This is a genomic window from Thermohalobaculum xanthum (assembly GCF_016623495.1).
Taxonomy (GTDB): domain Bacteria; phylum Pseudomonadota; class Alphaproteobacteria; order Rhodobacterales; family Rhodobacteraceae; genus Thermohalobaculum; species Thermohalobaculum xanthum.
In genome coordinates this window covers 35,189-52,845 of the sequence record NZ_JAEHHL010000016.1, presented here as the reverse complement: position 1 = coordinate 52,845, position 17,657 = coordinate 35,189, and the positions used below count along the sequence as shown (strand labels likewise).

Genomic DNA, 17,657 nt, shown 5'->3' with positions numbered 1-17,657 from the left:
TTAACCGCGCGCCCCGTCAGGGGCGCCGGGCGCCGATCCGCGGCTCCTCGCCCGCGATGAGGCGGCGGATATTGGCGTGATGGCGCAGCCACACCAGCACGGCCAGCGCCGCGACCGTCAGCACCGCCTCGAGCCGCCCGAGCAGCCAGAACCAGACCGGCGCAAGCCCCGCCGCCGCAAGCGCCCCGACCGACGAGATGCGCGACAGCCGCGCCGCCACCAGCCAGGTGGCGCAGGCCATCAGGCCCGCCGGCAGGCTGAGCCCCAGGATCACGCCCAGGAAGGTCGCCACGCCCTTGCCGCCGCGGAACCGCAGCCAGGCCGGGAAGCAGTGCCCCAGCATCGCGCCGACGCCCGCCGCCTGTGCCGCCAGGTCGCCCCAGCCGAGGAACAGGACGACCGGGATCGTGCCCTTGAGGGCGTCGAGCACCAGCGTCAGCGCCGCCGCCAGCTTGTTGCCGGTCCGCAGCACGTTGGTCGCGCCGATATTTCCCGAGCCGATCTTGCGCAGGTCGCCCAGCCGGAACAGCCGCGCGACGATCACGCCAAAGGGGATCGATCCCGCCAGATAGCCGCAGGCCGCGGCCAGAGCGAGCCACGGCAGGGCCCGGTCGGGCGCCATGATGTCATGCAGCATCGCTGCCTCCGAACACGCGGTCCCCCGCGACCCAGGTGCCGATCACCCGGCCCTCCATGCGGTGCCGGTCGAACGGGGTGTTCTTCGACCGCGAGGCCAGCCGCTCGCGGTCGAGCAGGAAGGGCGCATTGGGGTCGAAGAGCACGAGATCCGCCGGCGCGCCGCGCGTCAACCGTCCCGACGGCAGGCCCAGGATCTCGGACGGCCGCAGCGATGCCGCGCGGAACAGCTGGACCAGCGAAAGCTGGCCGCCATGCACCAGCCGCATGCAGGCCGGCAGAAAGGTCTCGAGCCCGACCGCGCCGGGTGCGGCCTCCTCGAAGGGCAGGCGCTTGGCTTCCTCGTCCCAGGGCTCGTGCGACGAGACGATCACGTCGATCAGTCCCGAGGCCACCGCCTCGACCGCGGCCTGTCGGTCGTCCTCGGACCGCAGCGGCGGGTCGAACTTGAAGAAGCTGCGGTAGTCGGCGATGTCGAACTCGTTCAGCGTGAGATGGTGGATCGACACGCCTGCGGTGGCGCCGACGCCGGCCTCCTTGGCGCGCCTGAGCGGGTCGAGCCCGGTCGCGGTCGTCACCATGTCGGCGTGGTAGCGCGCCCCGGTGTTCTGGGCCAGCATCAGGTCGCGGGCCAGCGCGATGCGCTCGGCTACCGGGCCGACCGAGGGCAGGCCGAGGCGCGAGGCGAACTCGCCCGAGGTCGCGCAGGTCCCGCGCGACAGCGTGGGCTCCTGCGGGTGGTGGACCACCAGCGCGCCGGTCGAGGTGGCATAGAGCATCACCGCGCGCATGACCTTCGCGCTCTCGATCGTGTGGTCGGCATCGGTCAGCGCAATCGCGCCGGCATCGAGCAGGAAGCGCTGCTCGGTCATCTCGGTGCCGCGCAGCCCCTTGGTGAGCGCTCCCATGGCGTGCACGCGCACCGGCGCGGCCTCGCGGGCGCGGGCCAGCGCAAACTGCACTAGCGCGGGGTCGTCGAGCGGCGGGTTCGTGTCGGGCTGGGCCACGAAGGTGGTGACGCCGCCCGCCGCCGCCGCGGCGCCGGCGCTGCGATAGCTCTCGCGGTGGCGCGCGCCGGGCTCGCCGACGAAGACGCGCATGTCGACGATGCCGGGCGCCAGCACCTTCGCACCGCAGTCGATCACCGCGCCGTCGCCCGGCTCGGGGGCGTGGCCGAAGGCGACGTCCGCGATCGCGCCGTCCACCACGCGCAGGGCGCCCGGGCCGTCCTGGCCGGACAGCGGGTCGATCAGGCGGGCATTGACGAAGGTGAGGTTCATGCCATGCGCTCCGCCCTCAGGTTGCGCGCCAGCAGGTCCATCGCCGCCATGCGCACCGCCACCCCCATCTCGACCTGCTCGCGAATCACCGAGCGCTCGCAATCGGCGACCGCGGGGTCGATCTCGACGCCGCGGTTCATCGGGCCCGGATGCATCACGATGGCGTCGGGCCTGGCCAGCGCCAGCTTGTCCTCGGTCAGGCCATAGCGGTGGAAATACTCGCGCGTCGAAGGCACGGCCTGGCCCTCCAGCCGCTCGTTCTGAATGCGCAGCATCATCACCACGTCGCAGTCCTTGAGGCCCTCCTCCATCTCGGTGAAGACCTCGACGCCGAAGCGGTCGATGCCGGCTGGCAGCAGGGTGGGCGGCGCGATCACCCGCACCCGGTTCTCCATCTTGCCTAGGCACAGCATGTTCGAGCGCGCGACGCGCGAATTCGCGATGTCGCCGCAGATCGCGATGGTCAGCTTCTGGATGCGCCCCTTGTGGCGACGGATCGTCAGCGCGTCGAGCAGGGCCTGGGTCGGGTGCTCGTGCCGGCCGTCGCCCGCGTTCAGCACCGCACAGTTGACCTTCTCGCTGAGCAGCGCCACGGCGCCCGAGTTGTGGTGGCGCACCACCAAGAGGTCGGGCCGCATCGCGTTGAGTGTCGCCGCGGTGTCGATCAGCGTCTCGCCCTTGCGGACCGAGCTGGTGCCGACGCTCATGTTCATGACGTCCGCGCCCAGCCGCTTGCCGGCGATCTCGAAGCTCGCCTGCGTGCGCGTCGAGTTCTCGAAGAACAGGTTGATCTGGGTCAGGCCGCGCAGCGCGTCGGCATGCTTGTCGTGGCTCTGGTTCAGCCTTGCATAGTCCTCGGCCAGGTCGAGCACCGCGCGGATGTCGAAGGGGGACAGGTCGTGGATGCCCAGCAGGTGGCGATGGGGGAAGGCGCTCATCCGGGCTCCTCGTCGCTGGCGTCGGCGTCTTATGGCCGATGCCCCGAGGAGGCGCAAGACGGGCACTTGGCGCGAGGGGCAGGGCATGGCTAGGCTCGGCGCCGACCGATCCGAGGGATTCGACCGAAAGGCCCGCGATGAGCACGCCCAACCTGCCCGATGCCGTCTGTCTGTTCGAAGAGCCGCGCGCGCCCAATCCGCGCCGCGTGAACATCTTCATCGCCGAGAAGGGGATCGAGATCGAGCGCCACGTGCTCGATCTGATCGAGGGCGCACACAAGGCGCCGGACTACCTGAGCAAGGTGGGCGTGCCGCAGGTCCCCGCGCTCGAGCTCGAGGACGGAACCATCCTGACCGAGAGCCAGGCGATCTGCCGCTATCTCGAGGCGCTCTATCCCGAGCCCAACATGATGGGCGCGACCCCGTACGAGACGGCGGTGATCGACATGTGGCAGCGCCGGGTCGAGTTCGGCCTCTTCGCCGCCGTGACCGCCACCTTCCGCCACACGAACCCGCATATGAGCGCGCTCGAGGACCAGGTGCCGGAATGGGGCGAGATCAACCGCCGGCGCATTCCCGTCCATCTCCAGCGCCTCGACGCGCGGCTGGCCGAGAGCCCCTATGTCGCGGCCGAGCGCTTCACCGTGGCCGACATCACCGCCATCGTGGCGATCGACTTCTTGCGGATCGTGCGCGAGCGGGTGCCAGAAGAGCTGACAAACCTCGCCGACTGGATCGGGCGGGTGCGCGCGCGCCCCTCGTGCACGCTGCCGGGGAAAGCCGCATGACCAATCCGCTTCTCGACCGCTGGGACACGCCCTTCGGCCTCCCGCCCTTCGACGCCATCGAGCCCGCGCATTTCGCGCCCGCCTTCGAGGCGGCGATGGCCGAGCACCTGGCCGAGGTCGAGGCGATCGCGACCGACCCCGCCGCGCCCGATTTCACCAACACCATCGAGGCACTCGAACGCGCCGGGCGCGCGCTCTCGCAGGTGGGCGCGGTGTTCTGGAACCTCTGCGGCTCGCACACCAACCCCGAGCTGCAGGCGATCGAGCGCGAAATGGCCCCCCTGCTCTCGCAGCACCACTCGCGCGTGATGTTGGACGAGCGCCTGTTCCGCCGGGTCGAGGCAATCGCGCCCGAGCGGCTCGATGCCGAGTCCGCGCGCGTCCTCGACCTCTACACCAAGATGTTCGTGCGGGCCGGCGCGCGCCTCGACGTCGCCGGCAAGGCGCGGATGCGCGAGATCATGTCACGCCTCGCGACGCTGGGCACCGAGTTCTCGCAAAACGTCCTCAAGGACGAGAGCGACTGGGTGATGTTCCTTGGGCCCGACGACCTCGACGGCCTTCCCGGCTTTCTCGTCAAGGCCGCGCGGGCCGAGGCGGAGACCCGCGGCCGCGAGGGCTATGCCGTCACCCTCTCGCGCTCGTCGGTCGAGCCGTTCCTGACCTTCTCGACCCGGCGCGACCTGCGCGAGCGGGCCTGGCGCGCCTGGGTGGCGCGGGGCGAGGCGACGAACTGGCCGCTGGTGGCCGAGATGGTGCGCCTGCGCGTCGAGCGCGCGCGGCTCCTGGGCTTCCCCGACTTCGCCTCCTTCAAGCTCGCCGACCAGATGGCCAAGACGCCCGAGGCGGTGCGCGAGTTGCTGATGCGCGTCTGGAAGCCCGCCCGGGCCAAGGCCGCGGAGGAGGCCGCGTCGCTCGAGGCGCTGGCCGCCGCCGGGGGCGCCGAGATCGAGATCGCGCCCTGGGACTGGCGCCACTATGCCGAGGCGCTGCGCAAGCGCCTGCACGACCTCGACGAGGCCGAGACCAAGCCGTACCTGGCGCTCGACAGCGTCATCGCCGCCGCCTTCGACGTGGCCGGGCGGCTCTTCGGCCTTGGCTTCACGCCGGTCGAGGGGCTGACGCTGCACCACCCCGACGCGCGGGCATGGGAGGTGACGCGCGCCGATGGCAGCCATCTGGGCCTTTTCATCGGCGACTACTTCGCCCGCCCCTCGAAACGCTCGGGCGCGTGGATGAGCGCGCTGCGCGGCCAGCAGGGGCTGTGGGAGCCGGGGCGGCCGATCATCCTCAACACCTGCAACTTTGCCAAGGCCGACCCCGCGCTCCTGACCTGGGACGATGCGCGCACGCTGTTCCACGAGTTCGGCCATGCGCTGCACGGCCTGATGTCGGACGTGCGTTATCCCTTCATCGCCGGCACCTCGGTCGCGCGCGATTTCGTCGAACTGCCCAGCCAGCTCTACGAGCATTGGCTCTCGGTGCCCGACATCCTCGCGGCCCATGCCCGCCACGTCGAGACGGGCGAGCCGATGCCGGCCGACCTGATCGCGCGCATCAAGGGCGCCGAGACCTTCAACCAGGGCTTCGCGACGGTCGAATACGTGGCCTCGGCGCTGGTCGACCTGGAAATGCACACGCTGACCGACGCCGGCAACTTCGACCCCGAGAGCTTCCAGGCCGAGGTGCTCGAGCGCATCGGCATGCCGCCCGGGGTGGTGATGCGCCACGCCACGCCCCACTTCCAGCACGTCTTCGCGGGCGACGGCTATTCCGCCGGCTACTACAGCTACATGTGGTCCGAGGTGATGGACGCCGACGCCTTCCGCGCCTTCGAGGAAACCGGCGACCCATTCGACCCCGGGACCGCCGCGCGGCTGGCCCGGCACGTTCTTTCGGCCGGCGGCAGCCGCCCGCCCGAGGACGCCTACACCGCCTTTCGCGGCCAGCTGCCGGGGCCCGAGGCGCTGCTGGAGGGCAGGGGGCTGGTCGAGGCGGGCCAGGTGGCGAAGGCGGCCGCTTCGCACTAGCCGCTATCGCGCACGCTCATTCGGCACCGCCGCACCGGGCTTGTCGCGGCGCGGCTCTGGCAATCGGCGATTGCGGGCGCCGGATCATCCCGGCGCCCGCGATGTCTCAGTCGACGGGCTCGATCTCGGTCGGCTGCCACGACTTGTCGAAGAAGGGCTTGAGCGGGCTGTAGAGCCGCAGCAGCGTGACCCAGCCCTTGTTCGGGTCGGTCTGGATCCAGTTGCCGCGCGCCGCGCCGTCGGGCTGCTCGGGCGCGAACCAGATCGTGGTCGAGCCGTCTTCGGCCACCTCGGCCGCCGGCGAGGGATAGTTCTGCGAGCCCGCCCGCGGGTATTTCTGCGGCGTCTGCAGCATCGACCGCGTCTGGTTGTCGTAGAGCGTGAACGACCAGAATGCCGCTGCCGGGATGCCCTTGGGCAGCGTCACCTTGTAGGTCTTGGCGCCGTCGAAGAACTCGCCCTTGGCGTCCTTGGTGGCGAACAGGTACTGCGACCCGACGCCGGTCAGCCGCATCGCCATCGCCGGCGTGATGCCCGTGGCGTTGTAGAAGAACGAGGTCCGCGCATCGTTCTGCTTGTAGCCCGACGGGGGATAGGGCTTGGCTCCTTCGGCGGTGATCTCGGGCAGCGGCGTCTCGAACTTGTAGCCGCCCAGGAACAGCGGGTTCCACCAGTTCGAGTTCTCGTACCAGTACCAGTCCGGGTCGCGCGGATCGAAGCCGAGCGTGCGCCCCGTCGCATTGGCGAGCGCCACCGCCTCGGTCAGGATCCTCTTCATCCGCTCGTCCGGCGCGAAGTCGTGCCCCTTCCTGATGCCGATCGACGCGATGGGGCCCATCAGTTCGGGGTCGATCACGGCGGCCTGCTCGGCCTGCACCAGCCGGTTCAGCAGCTCGTAATAGCTGAAATCGTTGGGCGGGATGGTGTTGATCACGAGCCCGGTGCCCTCATGGAAGACCGGCGTCTTGGGCTCGGCGTTGCGGCCAAGCTCGACCCCGCCCTCGAGGTAGCGGGCGATCGGCATGCCGACGCCGCCCGCTGCGTAGGGATAGAGCTTCAGGTTGTCCTTGATCACCTTGACGGTGGGCGCGGGGTCGTCATTGGTCAGGAACGAACGGCCAAGGACGAGGACGCGGCTCGTTTCCGAGCGCCCGACATGGAAGCCGCCCTCGGGCAGGAAGCCGTCATAGCCGGGTCCGACCAGGAGGTACCTGCCGCCCTCGCCGCGGTCCGGGCCGGGGCGGCCGAAGTCGGTGACCCAGCGGAACCACATGTCGTCGATGGTGCCGAGCGCGTCCGGCGGGGTCTCGAGCACCATCGGTCCGTTCGAGAGATCGATGAAGCCGAGATAGTAGACCGTGTCGGCGTTCGCCGTCAGGAACAGCGAGCTCGAGTCCATCAGTTCCGAGAAGATCAGGATCTCGTTGTCCTTGATGCCCGCGGCCTGGAAGCCCTCGAGCGCCGCCTGGACGCTGACGCCCTTGAACGTGTCGGTGAAGGCGCGGAAGGCGTAGGTGAAATCGACGTTGTCGTAGACGGCCTTGGCCGTGTCCCCGCGCGGCGTGCCGTCCTTGAAGCTCAGGGTGCCGATCCGGGTCTCGACCGTGTCGGGCGTCGAGATCGACCTCAGCGCGTCGGGGGACACTTGGGCGAAGGCGGCGGGCGAGAAGGCCAGCAGGAAAGCCAGCAAACTGGCCGGGGCGCGAAATCCGGGCATTCGGTGTGATCCTTCAAATCGTTCGCAACAACGCCGCGAAGCGTAGCCGCTTGCGCCTTCGGAGTCTGCCGCGTCGTCAATGATCTTTTGTGACGGCAGGAGCGTCCGCGCTTGGCGCGGCTGGAGCGCAGGCCGCCCGCGGCGGCGAGGCATTGTGCGGCACGATCACGTTTGCGCCCCGTTCGGCGCTCCGTCATCCACATTTTCGGCTCGTGCTGCTACACTTCCGGGATCCCGCGGCATCCTCCGCCGATCGGGAGGATGGCCGGCACGCGCGGATGAGCGGCGCGAGACCGTGCAAGGAGGCTCCCATGATCATCCGACTTCACGCCGCCTCGGCGGCGTTGCTGCTGCTGTCCTCGACAGCCTGGGCCGGGGAATCCGAGATCGAAAGCGCCATGTCCGCCGGGCCAAGCTCGCTCGCCTCGAAGGCGACGATCCAGACCTGGGGCGGCGAGGTCCTGCGCGAGGGTTCGAACGGCTGGGTCTGCCTGCCCGACGTTCCCGACGACGGGGGCCCGAACCCGTGGTGCGCGGACAAGGCCTGGCTGAACGTGATCGCGGCGCTGGGGAAGGGCGAGAAACCGACCTACGACAAGCTTGGCATCGCCTACATGCTGGCGGGCGACGCGGCGATCAGCAATCTCAGGCCGGACGGAAAGAAGGAAGAGGGCGACTGGGTCGAGGGGGTCGGCGCGCATCTGATGATCATCGTGCCTGACCAGTCGCTGTTCGACAACATATCGACCGATCCGAAGAACGGCGGGCCATGGGTCATGTGGCCGGGCACGCCCTACGCCCACGTCATGATCCCGATCGATCCCTATCCGCCACAGTGAGGCGAAACCCGCGAGGACCCCGCGGCGGCGGAGGGGTTTGCCCTTCGCCGGGAGGCGTCGGCGCGATGCCTGGATCCATCAGGTCTTGCCCCCGTCCCGGTCACGGGGCGGGGGCGGCTGGCTGGCTCACATCGCCGCGAACTGGTCCAGCGTGTAGCGGAAGCGGTCGACGATCTCGTCGACATGGGCCTCGGTGGCGATGAAGGCCGGGGCGACGATGCCGGTGTCGCCCGTGAACTTCACGTGGCAGCCGTTCCAGAACATCGCCTTCTGCATCTCCTGCCCGCGGATGCCGGGGGCGGCGCCGGGATGGACCTCGATGCCCGACATCAGGCCGATCGTGCGGATGTCGCGGACCAGCTTGTGGCTGCGCAGGCCCATGACCGCCTTGGCGAAGTAGGGCGCAAGCTCGGCGGCCTTCTGGAACAGCCCCTCGCGCTCGTAGATGTCGAGTGCGGCGATGCCCGCGGCGCATGCCGCCGGGTGGCCGGAATAGGTGTAGCCGTGGAAGAACTCGATGGCGTTGTCGGGCGCCGCGTCGGTCACCGTCTCGTAGATCTCGTCTCGGCAGGCGACCGCGCCCATCGGGATGCAGCCGTTCGTCAGCGCCTTGGCCATGGTGCAGATGTCGGGCGTGACGCCGAAGAGCTGGCTCGCGAAAGGCGCGCCCAGCCGGCCGAATCCGGTGATGACCTCGTCGAACACCAGCAGGATGCCGTACTGGTCGCAGATCTCGCGGATCCGCTCGATATAGCCCACCGGCGGCACCAGCGTGCCGGTCGAGCCGGCCACGGGCTCGACGAACACCGCCGCGATGGTGGCGCCGCCATAGGTCATGCAGTGCCGCTCGAGGTCGTTCGCCAGCTCGACGCCGTCATGCTGCGGGCGGCCGTCGCAGAACAGCTCCTTGCCCGTCCATGTGTGGCGCATCATCACCACGTTCGGCATGACGACCGGGAAGGTCTCGCGGTTCTTGACCATGCCCGAGAGGCTGACGCCGCCCATGTTCACGCCGTGATAGGCGCGCTCGCGGCTGACGAAGCGCAGGCGCTGCCCCTCGCCATTGGCGCGGTGATAGGCCATTACCATCTTGAGCGCGGTATCGATCGCCTCCGAGCCCGAGTTGACGAAGAAGACGTGGTTCATCGGCTCGGGCAGCAGGTCGGCGACCTTGCGCGCCAGCTCGAACTGCCCGGCATGGCCCAGCTGGAAGGGCGCCGAGTAGCTGTTCTCGAGCAGCTGCGCATGCACCGCGTCGGCGATCTCGGGGCGGGCGTGGCCGGCGGGCGAGCAGAACAGCGCCGACGAGCCGTCGATCACCTTCCCGCCCTTGTGGTCGGTGTAATACATGCCCTCGCCCTTCACGATCAGGCGGGGGTTCTCCTTGAAATCGCGGTTGCCGGTGAACGGCATCCAGTGCTCTTCGAGCGAATTGGCGCGATCCGCGCTCCTGATGTCCATGTCGTGCATAGCGGCTCTCCGGCCAGAGTTGCGTTGACATAGCCTAGGGCCTTACGCTGGCCCCACGATAGGACCAGTTGAGGGCGATGCTCCGGGCCACGATGCGCGAGACGCTGTTCCACCTCGAACGTTCGCAACCCGCGACACTGCAGGCGCAGATCCGCGAGGTGCTGACGCGCGCCATCGCCGCGGGCCGCCTGCAGCCGGGCGAGCCGGTGCCCTCGACCCGCGCCATGGCCGGGCAACTGGGCGTGAGCCGCAACACCGTGACACTGGCCTACCAGGCGCTGGTCTCGGAAGGCTTCCTGATGGCGCGCGAGCGCTCGGGCTACTTCGTCGACGCGCAGGCCGTGGACGGGCTCAGTACCGGCCCCCAGGCGACCGAGCCGCGCCCGCAATCCGCCGAAGCCGGCATCGACTGGCGCGCCCGGATGGTCGAGCACTGCGCCGACGACCGGCTCGTGTTCCGGCCCGCCGACTGGCAGCGCCATCCCTTCCCCTTCGTCTACGGCCAGGTCGACGCGCAGGTCTTTCCCATCGCCGAATGGCGCGACTGCGTGCGCCAGGCGATGGGACGGCGCTGGCTCGACGCCTGGACACTTGACCGCTACTCCGAGGACGACGCGCTGCTGACCGAGGAGATCGCCCGCCGCATCCTGCCGCGCCGCGGCATCTCGGCCAGCCCGTCGCAGGTGCTGGTGACGCTGGGCGCGCAGAACGCGCTCTACCTGATCGCCGCGCTGCTGGTCGGGCGCAACACCCCGGTGGCGATGGAGGAGCCGGGCTACCCTGACCTGCGCCTGATGCTGGCGCGCAGGACCGACGCGCTGCGCCAGGTGTCGGTCGACCATGACGGCGTGATGGTCGGCGCGGCGCTCGAGGGCGCCTCGATCCTCTTTTGCACGCCGTCGCACCACTACCCGACGACGGTGACGATGAGCCTCGAGCGCCGGCGCGCGCTGCTCGACGCGGCGCGGCGCGAGAGCCTCGTGATCGTCGAGGACGACTACGAGTTCGAGGCCAACTACATCGGCGCGCCGCTGCCGGCGCTCAAGTCGCTCGACGAGGACGGGCGGGTGATCTACGTGGGCTCGTTCTCGAAATCGCTGATGCCGGGCTTGCGGCTGGGCTTCATCGCCGCCGACGAGGCGCTGATCGCCGAGCTCAGGGCGCTGCGCCGGCTCATGCTGCGCCACCCGCCTGGCAACAACCAGCGGGCCGCAGCACTGTTCCTCGCCAACGGGCATTTCGACGTGCTGGTGCGCCGCATCCACCGCACCTATCGCGAGCGCTGGCAGGTGATGTCCGAGGCGCTCGAGCGCCACCTGCCCGGCTGGGCGCGCAGCCCCGGCTTCGGCGGGTCGAGCTACTGGCTCACCGGGGCCGAGGGGCTCGACGCCGCGCAGCTCGCGCGCCGCGCGCTGGACGAGGGCGTGGTGATCGAGCCCGGCGAGCCTTTCTTCGCCCAGGCCGGTGCGGGGCGGCGCAACTTCCGGCTGGGCTTTTCCTCGATCCCGGCCGATCGGATCCCCGAGGGGATCGCGCGGCTGCGCGCGGCCTGCGACGCGCTGTGATTTCCGCGCCGGGGCCGGCTGGACCCGGAAATGCCGCCAACTGGCGCTAAAGGCCGCGCGGGCGCTCGGCTAGGTTCGGCCCGGTCGGAGCCAGGGCTCCATCGCGGATATCGGCGGGCCGGCGCCCATGCGCGGCCGCGGCAAGTGAAGGATCGTGCGCCATGAAGATGACCACCGAGGAAGCCTTCGTCAAAGTCCTGCAGATGCATGGGATCGAGCATGCCTTTGGCATCATCGGTTCGGCCTTCATGCCGATCTCGGACCTCTTCCCCCGCGCCGGGATCACGTTCTGGGACGTCGCGCATGAATGCAACGGCGGCTACATGGCCGACGGCTACACCCGCGCGACCGGCAAGATGGCGATGTGCATCGCCCAGAACGGCCCCGGCATCACCAACTTCGTCACCGCGGTTAAGACCGCCTACTGGAACCACAGCCCGATGCTGCTGGTCACGCCACAGGCGGCGAACAAGACCATCGGCCAGGGCGGCTTCCAGGAAATGGAGCAGATGCGCCTCTTCGCCGACTGCGTCTGCTACCAGGAAGAGGTGCGCGATCCGTCGCGGATCGCCGAGGTGCTGAACCGGGTGATCGAGAAATCCTGGCGCGGCTCGGCCCCTGCGCAGATCAACGTGCCGCGCGACTACTGGACCCAGGTGATCGACATCGAACTGCCGCAAGTCGTTCGCGTCGAGCGGCCCGCCGGCGGCGAGCAGGCGGTGGCCGAGGCAGCGAAGCTTCTGTCGGACGCGAAGTTTCCCGTGATCCTGTCGGGCGCGGGCGTGGTGCTGGCCGGCGCGATCCCCGACTGCGCCGCGCTGGCCGAGCGGCTGGATGCGCCGGTCTGCTGCAACTACCAGCACAACGACGCGTTCCCCGGCTCGCATCCGCTCTTCGCCGGGCCTCTGGGTTACAACGGCTCGAAGGCGGGGATGGAGCTGATCGCCAAGGCCGACGTGGTGCTGGCGCTGGGCACGCGGCTCAACCCGTTCTCGACCCTGCCGGGCTATGGCATCGACTACTGGCCGCGCGAGGCCAAGGTCATCCAGGTCGACCTCAACCCCGACCGGATCGGGCTGACCAAGCGTGTGACGGTCGGTATCTGCGGCGACGCCAAGCGCGTGGCGGGCCAGATCCTCGCCGCGCTTTCCCCCTCTGCCGGCGACACCGGCCGCGAGGAGCGGCGCGGGCTGGTCCACCAGACCCGCTCGCGCTGGCTGCAGACGCTGGCCTCGATGGATCACGAGGACGACGATCCTGGCACCAGCTGGAACGAGCGCGCCCGGACCCGCCAGCCCGACCGGATGAGCCCGCGCATGGCCTGGCGCGCGGTCCAGTCGGCGCTGCCGAAGGACGCCATCATCTCTACCGACATCGGCAACAACTGCGCGATCGGCAACGCCTATCCGACCTTCGAGGCCGGCCGCAAATATCTCGCCCCCGGCCTCTTCGGGCCCTGCGGCTACGGCTTCCCCGCAATCGTCGGCGCGAAGATCGGCTGCCCCGACGTGCCGGTGGTGGGTTTCGCCGGCGACGGCGCTTTCGGCATCTCGATGAACGAAATGACTGCGGTCGGGCGCGAGGAATGGCCGGGCATCACCATGGTCGTCTTCCGCAATTACCAGTGGGGCGCCGAGAAGCGGAACACCACGCTGTGGTACGACGACAACTTCGTCGGGACAGAACTGCATCCCACGCTGAGCTATGCAAAGGTCGCCGAGGCCTGCGGTCTCAAGGGCGTGCAGGTGCACACGATGGACGAGCTGAAGGACGCGCTCACCACCGCCTGCGAGGCCCAGAAGAGCGGCGTCACCACCTTCATCGAGGTCGTCCTCAACCAGGAACTGGGCGAACCCTTCCGCCGCGATGCCATGAAGAAGCCAGTGCAGGTTGCCGGTATCGACCCCGCCGACATGCGCCCGCAGACGGGCGCCTGAAAAGACCGGGAAATCGCCGCCGGTCGGCACGGAGAGGCGCATTGCCTCTCCGATAATCCTCCTGTTGCGCGAATTTTCGGCATAGCCGACGCGGCTTTGGCGCCAATCGTGGCGAATTGCCGGTGCAGCCGCACCGCTGGGCAGCGCGCCGCTTGACCTGCAACCAGAAGTCGTCTTCGCTGGGCCGAATAACAACTCGAACAGGGAGTTTCACGCATGAAGAAGGCTCTGCTGGGCACAGTTGCGGCCCTTTCGCTCGCGCTGCCGGCACTCCCCGCCGCCGCGCTCGACGAGATCACGGTGGCCTATTTCCTCGAATGGCCGATGCCGTTCCAGTACGCCAAGGTGCAAGGCGAGTACGACAAGGCGATGGGCGTCAAAGTCAACTGGGTGAGCTTCGACACCGGCACCGCGATGAGCGCGGCGATGGCCTCGGGCGACGTGCAGCTGGCGGTCAGCCAGGGCGTGCCGCCCTTCGTCGTCGCGACCAGCGCCGGCCAGGACCTGCAGATCGTCGATGTCGCGGTCAGCTACTCCGACAACGACAACTGCGTCGTGCGCTCGGCGCTCGAGATCGACAAGGCCAACGCCAAGGATCTCGAGGGCAAGAAGGTCGCTGTGCCGCTGGGCACGGCCGCGCATTACGGCTTCCTCAAGCAGATGAGCCATTTCGGCGTCGACATCGGCACGATGGAGATCGTCGACATGGCGCCGCCCGACGGCGCGGCGGCGCTCGCCCAGGGCGCGGTCGACATGTCCTGCGGCTGGGGCGGCGCGCTGCGCCGGATGAAGGAGCACGGCAACATCCTGCTCACCGGGGCCGAGAAGGAGGAACTGGGCATCCTCGTCTTCGACGTGACCTCGGCGCCGGCCGGATTCGTCGCCGAGTATCCCGACCTCGTCGCGAAGTTCCTTGCCGTCACGGCCGATGCCAATGCCCGGTGGAACAGCGGCAATGCCACGGCCGAGATGCTGCCCGTCATCGCCAAGGATGCGGGCATGGATGTCGACGCGACCAGCGCGACGATCGCGACCTTCTTCTTCCCCAACGTCGAGGACCAGCTCAGCGCGAAGTGGCTGGGAGGCGGCGCGCAGGAGTTCATGAAGGGCGTGGCCGACGTCTTCGTGCAGGCCGGCTCGATCGACAAGGCGCTCGACACCTACGACAACAACGTCAACACCGGCCCGCTGAAGGCCGCGGCTGGCATGTGACGCCTCCGGCCCGGCACCGGTCGGTGCCGGGCCCCTCTTACCGGACCGGGGGGCGCATGCGCGATCTCACCATCGATAACGTCTCGATGCGCTTCGACCTGCCCAATGGCACGTCCGTGCAGGCGCTGAAGAATGTCTCGATCGACCTCAAGGCGGGCGAGCTGCTGTCGGTGCTCGGCCCCTCGGGCTGCGGCAAGACCACGCTTCTCAACATCGTCGCGGGGTTCCTCGCGCCGACCGAGGGGCAGGTCCGGCTGGGCGACACCCCGGTGACGGGGCCGGGACCCGAGCGCGGCATGGTCTTCCAGCAGGGCGCGCTTTTCGAGTGGATGAGCGTGCGCGACAACGTCGCCTTCGGTCCGCGCATGAAGGGCCGGCGCGAGCGCGACTGGGCGCGCGACGTCGATCACCTGCTCGACGTCGTCGGCCTGCGCGACTTCAAGGAAAAGGCGATCTACGAGCTTTCCGGCGGCATGCAACAGCGCGTGGCGCTGGCGCGCTGCCTCGCCAACGAGCCCGACGTGATCCTGATGGACGAGCCGCTCGGCGCCCTCGACGCGCTCACGCGCGAGAAGATGCAGGGCCTCGTGCTCAAGCTCTGGAACGAGACCGGGCGCACCATCATCCTGATCACCCACTCGGTCGAGGAGGCGCTGCTGCTGGGCGAGCGGCTGATCGTCATGGCGCCGCGCCCGGGGCGGATCCACCGCGAATACCGCCTGCCATTCGCCGAGCGCGGCGTCTCGGCCGACCTGCGCAGCGTGAAGAAATCCGAAGGCTATGCCGAGACGCGCGAAGAGATCCTCTCGATGATCTGGGACATGGAGGAGGAGATCATGGGCCGCGTCGAGGCGGGCGCGGGCTGAGGGGGATGCCATGCTGATCCTGCTGATCTACGTCGCGATCTTCGTCGCCGCCTTCCTCGTCGTCCGCATGGGTATCCGGCGGCTGACCGAGCGGCACGACTTCACGTCGCTCAAGACCGTCACCTTCGGCGACGAGAGCGCAGTGCGCGCCGACCGCCTCGCCAGCGTCATCTCGGTGGTGACAATCTTCGTGCTGTGGGGCGCGTTCACGGGCTCGAAGCTCGTGCCGGTCCACGCGCCGGGCCCCTTCATCGGCGACACCGAGTTCTCATACACGGCCGAGCGCGCCGATGGCGAGCGCGACGACGCCACCGTGGCCGTGCGCGTCCACCGGGTGGGCGAGGACGTGATCCCGCGCGAGATCGCTCTGGGTGAGGGCTTTGCCAAGAACGACGTGCTGACCGTCGGCGCCTGGCGTTCCGACCTCGTCCGCGTCGACCGCAACGACGAGGCCGACGAGCGCGTGAAGGTCGTGGCCATCGACGGCCAGCCGATCGCGCCGGGCCAGAAGGTCAAGGTCGCCAATGGCAGCGTGACGCTGTCGGAACGCGGCACGCCCAACTTCACCCCGGACAAGGGCTGGCAGATGGAGCCGATCTGGCTGCCCTCGCCCGAGGCCGTGGTGGGCCGGCTCTTCGAGATCGCGGGCCATGGCTACCAGAACTCGACGCTGCTGCAGCACCTGGGCTGGTCGATGTTCCGCGTGATCGCGGGCTTCTTCTTCGGCGCGATGATCGGCATCCCGCTGGGCTATGCCATGGGGCTGTCCGACTGGTTCCGCGGCTGGTTCGACCCGATCGTCGAGTTCATGCGCCCGGTGCCGCCGCTCGCGCTCATCCCGCTGGTGATTATCTGGGCCGGGATCGGCGAGGTCGGCAAGATCATCCTGCTGTTTCTCGCGGCGCTCTGGATCATGACCATCGCGGCACGCTCGGGGGTCTCGGGGGTGAACCTCTCGAAGGTCCACGCGGCCTATTCGCTGGGCGCCTCGAAATGGCAGGTGCTGCGCCATGTCATCATCCCCAACTCGCTGCCCGACATCTTCACCGGCGCGCGCGTCGCAATGGGGGTGTGCTGGGGCACCGTCGTCGCGGCCGAACTGGTCGCGGCCGAGAAGGGCGCGGGCATGATGATCATGGTAGCCTCGAAGTTCCAGCTCACCGACATCGTGATCATGGGTATCATCCTGATCGGCGTGATCGGCTACGGCATCGACATCCTGATGCGCGTCGCCGAGCGGTGGCTGGTGCCGTGGAAGGGCAGGGGCTGACCCCGAACGCGCGTGACATCGCAGCACCTTTGGGGCATGGCTTCGAGGATCGAGAGACGGGGGCGCTCGCGGCCGGGCCGCGGGCTGAGACGCACCCTTGGAACCTGACCCGGATAATGCCGGCGGAGGGAGTCGCTCGGACGCCTGCGCGTCGCAGGCCGGTCCGGCCTCCCCGCCATGGGAGGACGAGATGAAGGCGCAAGATCCCGGAACGCGGACGATTCCCAACGTCCTGAGCATCGCCGGCTCCGACCCCTCGGGCGGGGCGGGGATCCAGGCCGACATCAAGGCGTTCTCGGCCAACGGCGCCTACGGCATGGCGGCGCTGACGGCGCTCACGGCACAGAACACCCAAGGGGTCAGCGGCGTGCACCTCGTGCCGCCCGATTTCGTCGCGGCCCAGATCGACGCGGTCTTCGCCGATATCCGGGTCGATGCGGTCAAGATCGGGATGATCGCGACCGCGGGGATCGCCACCGCCGTGGCCGAGACGCTGGCCCGCCATGCGCCGCCGGTGGTGGTGGTGCTCGATCCGGTCATGGTCGCCAAGGGTGGCGCGAGCCTGCTGGCGCCCGACGCGGTGGAGGCCCTGCGCACCCGGCTCCTGCCGCTGGCCACCGTGGTCACGCCCAATCTGCCCGAGCTTGCCGCGCTGCTCGACCAGCCCGAGGCCACAGACCGCGACGCGATGGCGGCGCAGGCCGCGAGCCTGCTCGCGCGCGGGCCCGGGGCAGTGTTGGTCAAGGGCGGGCACCTTGCCGCGGCGGCCAGCCCCGATGCGCTCGTCACCGCTGAAGGCGTCGTCTGGCTCGAGGGGCCGCGGCACGAGACGCGCAACACGCATGGCACCGGTTGTACGCTCTCGGCCGCGCTTGCGGCGCTGCTTGCGCGCGGGCTCGATCTTCAGACCGCGGCGCGGACGGCAAAGGACTACGTGGCCGGTGCGATCGCCGCCTCGGACCGGCTCGACGTCGGGTGCGGGCACGGGCCGACGCATCATTTCCACGCGCTCTGGCCCGACACCTGAATTCGGGCGCCTGACCCGCATTGCCCGGTGGCGGGTCGGGCATGGCCACACCCGGCGCGCGCGGATCCCGCTCGCGCGCCCC

General features: G+C 69.3%; 14 protein-coding genes and 1 riboswitch. Of the genes, 9 read left to right on the top strand and 5 right to left on the bottom strand.

Annotated elements, in window-relative coordinates:
- Positions 1 to 16: 16 nt before the first annotated feature.
- The 3 genes from plsY to H0I76_RS18765 are packed head-to-tail and all read right to left on the bottom strand — an operon-like array spanning position 17 to position 2,854.
- Entirely contained in the window at positions 17 to 637 is a 621-nt protein-coding gene (plsY, locus tag H0I76_RS18775) for a glycerol-3-phosphate 1-O-acyltransferase PlsY (RefSeq protein ID WP_200613590.1), read from the bottom strand.
- On the bottom strand, positions 627 to 1,916 hold the full coding sequence (gene pyrC / locus H0I76_RS18770; RefSeq protein ID WP_200613588.1) for a dihydroorotase: 1,290 nt from the start codon (positions 1,914 to 1,916) through the stop codon (positions 627 to 629). Before pyrC ends, plsY begins: the two co-directional genes overlap by 11 nt.
- On the bottom strand, positions 1,913 to 2,854 hold the full coding sequence (locus H0I76_RS18765; protein ID WP_200613585.1) for an aspartate carbamoyltransferase catalytic subunit: 942 nt from the start codon (positions 2,852 to 2,854) through the stop codon (positions 1,913 to 1,915). The genes pyrC and H0I76_RS18765 overlap by 4 nt, the downstream gene beginning before the upstream one ends.
- Positions 2,855 to 2,991: 137 nt before the next feature.
- On the opposite strand from H0I76_RS18765, the gene H0I76_RS18760 reads away from it, so the two are divergent.
- The gene (locus H0I76_RS18760; protein WP_200613581.1) at positions 2,992 to 3,642 is read left to right on the top strand and encodes a glutathione S-transferase family protein; all 651 of its coding nucleotides are present in this window, start codon (positions 2,992 to 2,994) and stop codon (positions 3,640 to 3,642) included.
- Complete coding sequence (locus H0I76_RS18755; RefSeq protein ID WP_200613579.1) at positions 3,639 to 5,672, top strand: M3 family metallopeptidase; 2,034 nt, start codon at positions 3,639 to 3,641, stop codon at positions 5,670 to 5,672. The genes H0I76_RS18760 and H0I76_RS18755 overlap by 4 nt, the downstream gene beginning before the upstream one ends.
- A 106-nt stretch (positions 5,673 to 5,778) precedes the next feature.
- Here H0I76_RS18755 and H0I76_RS18750 read toward each other — a convergent pair whose 3' ends face one another.
- Positions 5,779 to 7,389, bottom strand: a complete 1,611-nt coding sequence (locus H0I76_RS18750) for a DUF1254 domain-containing protein (protein WP_200613576.1) — start codon at positions 7,387 to 7,389, stop codon at positions 5,779 to 5,781.
- 311 nt (positions 7,390 to 7,700) lie between these two features.
- Here H0I76_RS18750 and H0I76_RS18745 point away from each other — a divergent pair, with 311 nt between their 5' ends.
- Complete coding sequence (locus H0I76_RS18745; RefSeq protein WP_200613573.1) at positions 7,701 to 8,228, top strand: hypothetical protein; 528 nt, start codon at positions 7,701 to 7,703, stop codon at positions 8,226 to 8,228.
- A 126-nt stretch (positions 8,229 to 8,354) separates the two neighbouring features.
- Here H0I76_RS18745 and H0I76_RS18740 read toward each other — a convergent pair whose 3' ends face one another.
- Positions 8,355 to 9,698: an aminotransferase class III-fold pyridoxal phosphate-dependent enzyme gene (locus tag H0I76_RS18740; protein ID WP_234455437.1), complete on the bottom strand. Its 1,344-nt coding sequence runs from the start codon at positions 9,696 to 9,698 to the stop codon at positions 8,355 to 8,357.
- 77 nt (positions 9,699 to 9,775) lie between these two features.
- Between H0I76_RS18740 and pdxR the strand changes: the two genes are divergently transcribed.
- The 6 genes from pdxR (at position 9,776) to thiD (ending at position 17,575) form a co-directional block, all read left to right on the top strand.
- Positions 9,776 to 11,263, top strand: a complete 1,488-nt coding sequence (gene pdxR / locus H0I76_RS18735; RefSeq protein ID WP_234455436.1) for a MocR-like pyridoxine biosynthesis transcription factor PdxR — start codon at positions 9,776 to 9,778, stop codon at positions 11,261 to 11,263.
- Between the two features lie 161 nt (positions 11,264 to 11,424).
- The gene (xsc, locus tag H0I76_RS18730; protein ID WP_200613570.1) at positions 11,425 to 13,200 is read left to right on the top strand and encodes a sulfoacetaldehyde acetyltransferase; all 1,776 of its coding nucleotides are present in this window, start codon (positions 11,425 to 11,427) and stop codon (positions 13,198 to 13,200) included.
- A gap of 216 nt (positions 13,201 to 13,416) precedes the next feature.
- Complete coding sequence (locus tag H0I76_RS18725) at positions 13,417 to 14,412, top strand: taurine ABC transporter substrate-binding protein (RefSeq protein ID WP_200613567.1); 996 nt, start codon at positions 13,417 to 13,419, stop codon at positions 14,410 to 14,412.
- A gap of 56 nt (positions 14,413 to 14,468) precedes the next feature.
- Positions 14,469 to 15,278, top strand: a complete 810-nt coding sequence (locus tag H0I76_RS18720) for an ABC transporter ATP-binding protein (protein ID WP_200613564.1) — start codon at positions 14,469 to 14,471, stop codon at positions 15,276 to 15,278.
- A gap of 10 nt (positions 15,279 to 15,288) precedes the next feature.
- Positions 15,289 to 16,548 carry an ABC transporter permease gene (locus tag H0I76_RS18715; protein ID WP_200613561.1) on the top strand — a complete coding sequence of 420 codons (1,260 nt, stop codon included), beginning with the start codon at positions 15,289 to 15,291 and terminating at the stop codon, positions 16,546 to 16,548.
- 48 nt (positions 16,549 to 16,596) lie between these two features.
- A riboswitch (TPP riboswitch) is annotated at positions 16,597 to 16,696 on the top strand.
- 42 nt (positions 16,697 to 16,738) lie between these two features.
- Positions 16,739 to 17,575 carry a bifunctional hydroxymethylpyrimidine kinase/phosphomethylpyrimidine kinase gene (gene thiD / locus H0I76_RS18710; RefSeq protein WP_200613559.1) on the top strand — a complete coding sequence of 279 codons (837 nt, stop codon included), beginning with the start codon at positions 16,739 to 16,741 and terminating at the stop codon, positions 17,573 to 17,575.
- The last annotated feature ends 82 nt before the right edge of the window (positions 17,576 to 17,657 follow it).

Coding starts and splice junctions, on each gene's coding strand:
- H0I76_RS18725 (WP_200613567.1), top strand. CDS start 13,417: ATGAAGAAGGCTCTGCTGGGCACAGTTGCGGCCCTTTCGCTCGCGCTG.
- pdxR (WP_234455436.1), top strand. CDS start 9,776: ATGCTCCGGGCCACGATGCGCGAGACGCTGTTCCACCTCGAACGTTCG.
- H0I76_RS18750 (WP_200613576.1), bottom strand. CDS start 7,389: ATGCCCGGATTTCGCGCCCCGGCCAGTTTGCTGGCTTTCCTGCTGGCC.
- H0I76_RS18755 (WP_200613579.1), top strand. CDS start 3,639: ATGACCAATCCGCTTCTCGACCGCTGGGACACGCCCTTCGGCCTCCCG.
- pyrC (WP_200613588.1), bottom strand. CDS start 1,916: ATGAACCTCACCTTCGTCAATGCCCGCCTGATCGACCCGCTGTCCGGC.
- H0I76_RS18740 (WP_234455437.1), bottom strand. CDS start 9,698: ATGCACGACATGGACATCAGGAGCGCGGATCGCGCCAATTCGCTCGAA.
- H0I76_RS18745 (WP_200613573.1), top strand. CDS start 7,701: ATGATCATCCGACTTCACGCCGCCTCGGCGGCGTTGCTGCTGCTGTCC.
- H0I76_RS18715 (WP_200613561.1), top strand. CDS start 15,289: ATGCTGATCCTGCTGATCTACGTCGCGATCTTCGTCGCCGCCTTCCTC.
- thiD (WP_200613559.1), top strand. CDS start 16,739: ATGAAGGCGCAAGATCCCGGAACGCGGACGATTCCCAACGTCCTGAGC.
- plsY (WP_200613590.1), bottom strand. CDS start 637: ATGCTGCATGACATCATGGCGCCCGACCGGGCCCTGCCGTGGCTCGCT.
- H0I76_RS18720 (WP_200613564.1), top strand. CDS start 14,469: ATGCGCGATCTCACCATCGATAACGTCTCGATGCGCTTCGACCTGCCC.
- xsc (WP_200613570.1), top strand. CDS start 11,425: ATGAAGATGACCACCGAGGAAGCCTTCGTCAAAGTCCTGCAGATGCAT.
- H0I76_RS18765 (WP_200613585.1), bottom strand. CDS start 2,854: ATGAGCGCCTTCCCCCATCGCCACCTGCTGGGCATCCACGACCTGTCC.
- H0I76_RS18760 (WP_200613581.1), top strand. CDS start 2,992: ATGAGCACGCCCAACCTGCCCGATGCCGTCTGTCTGTTCGAAGAGCCG.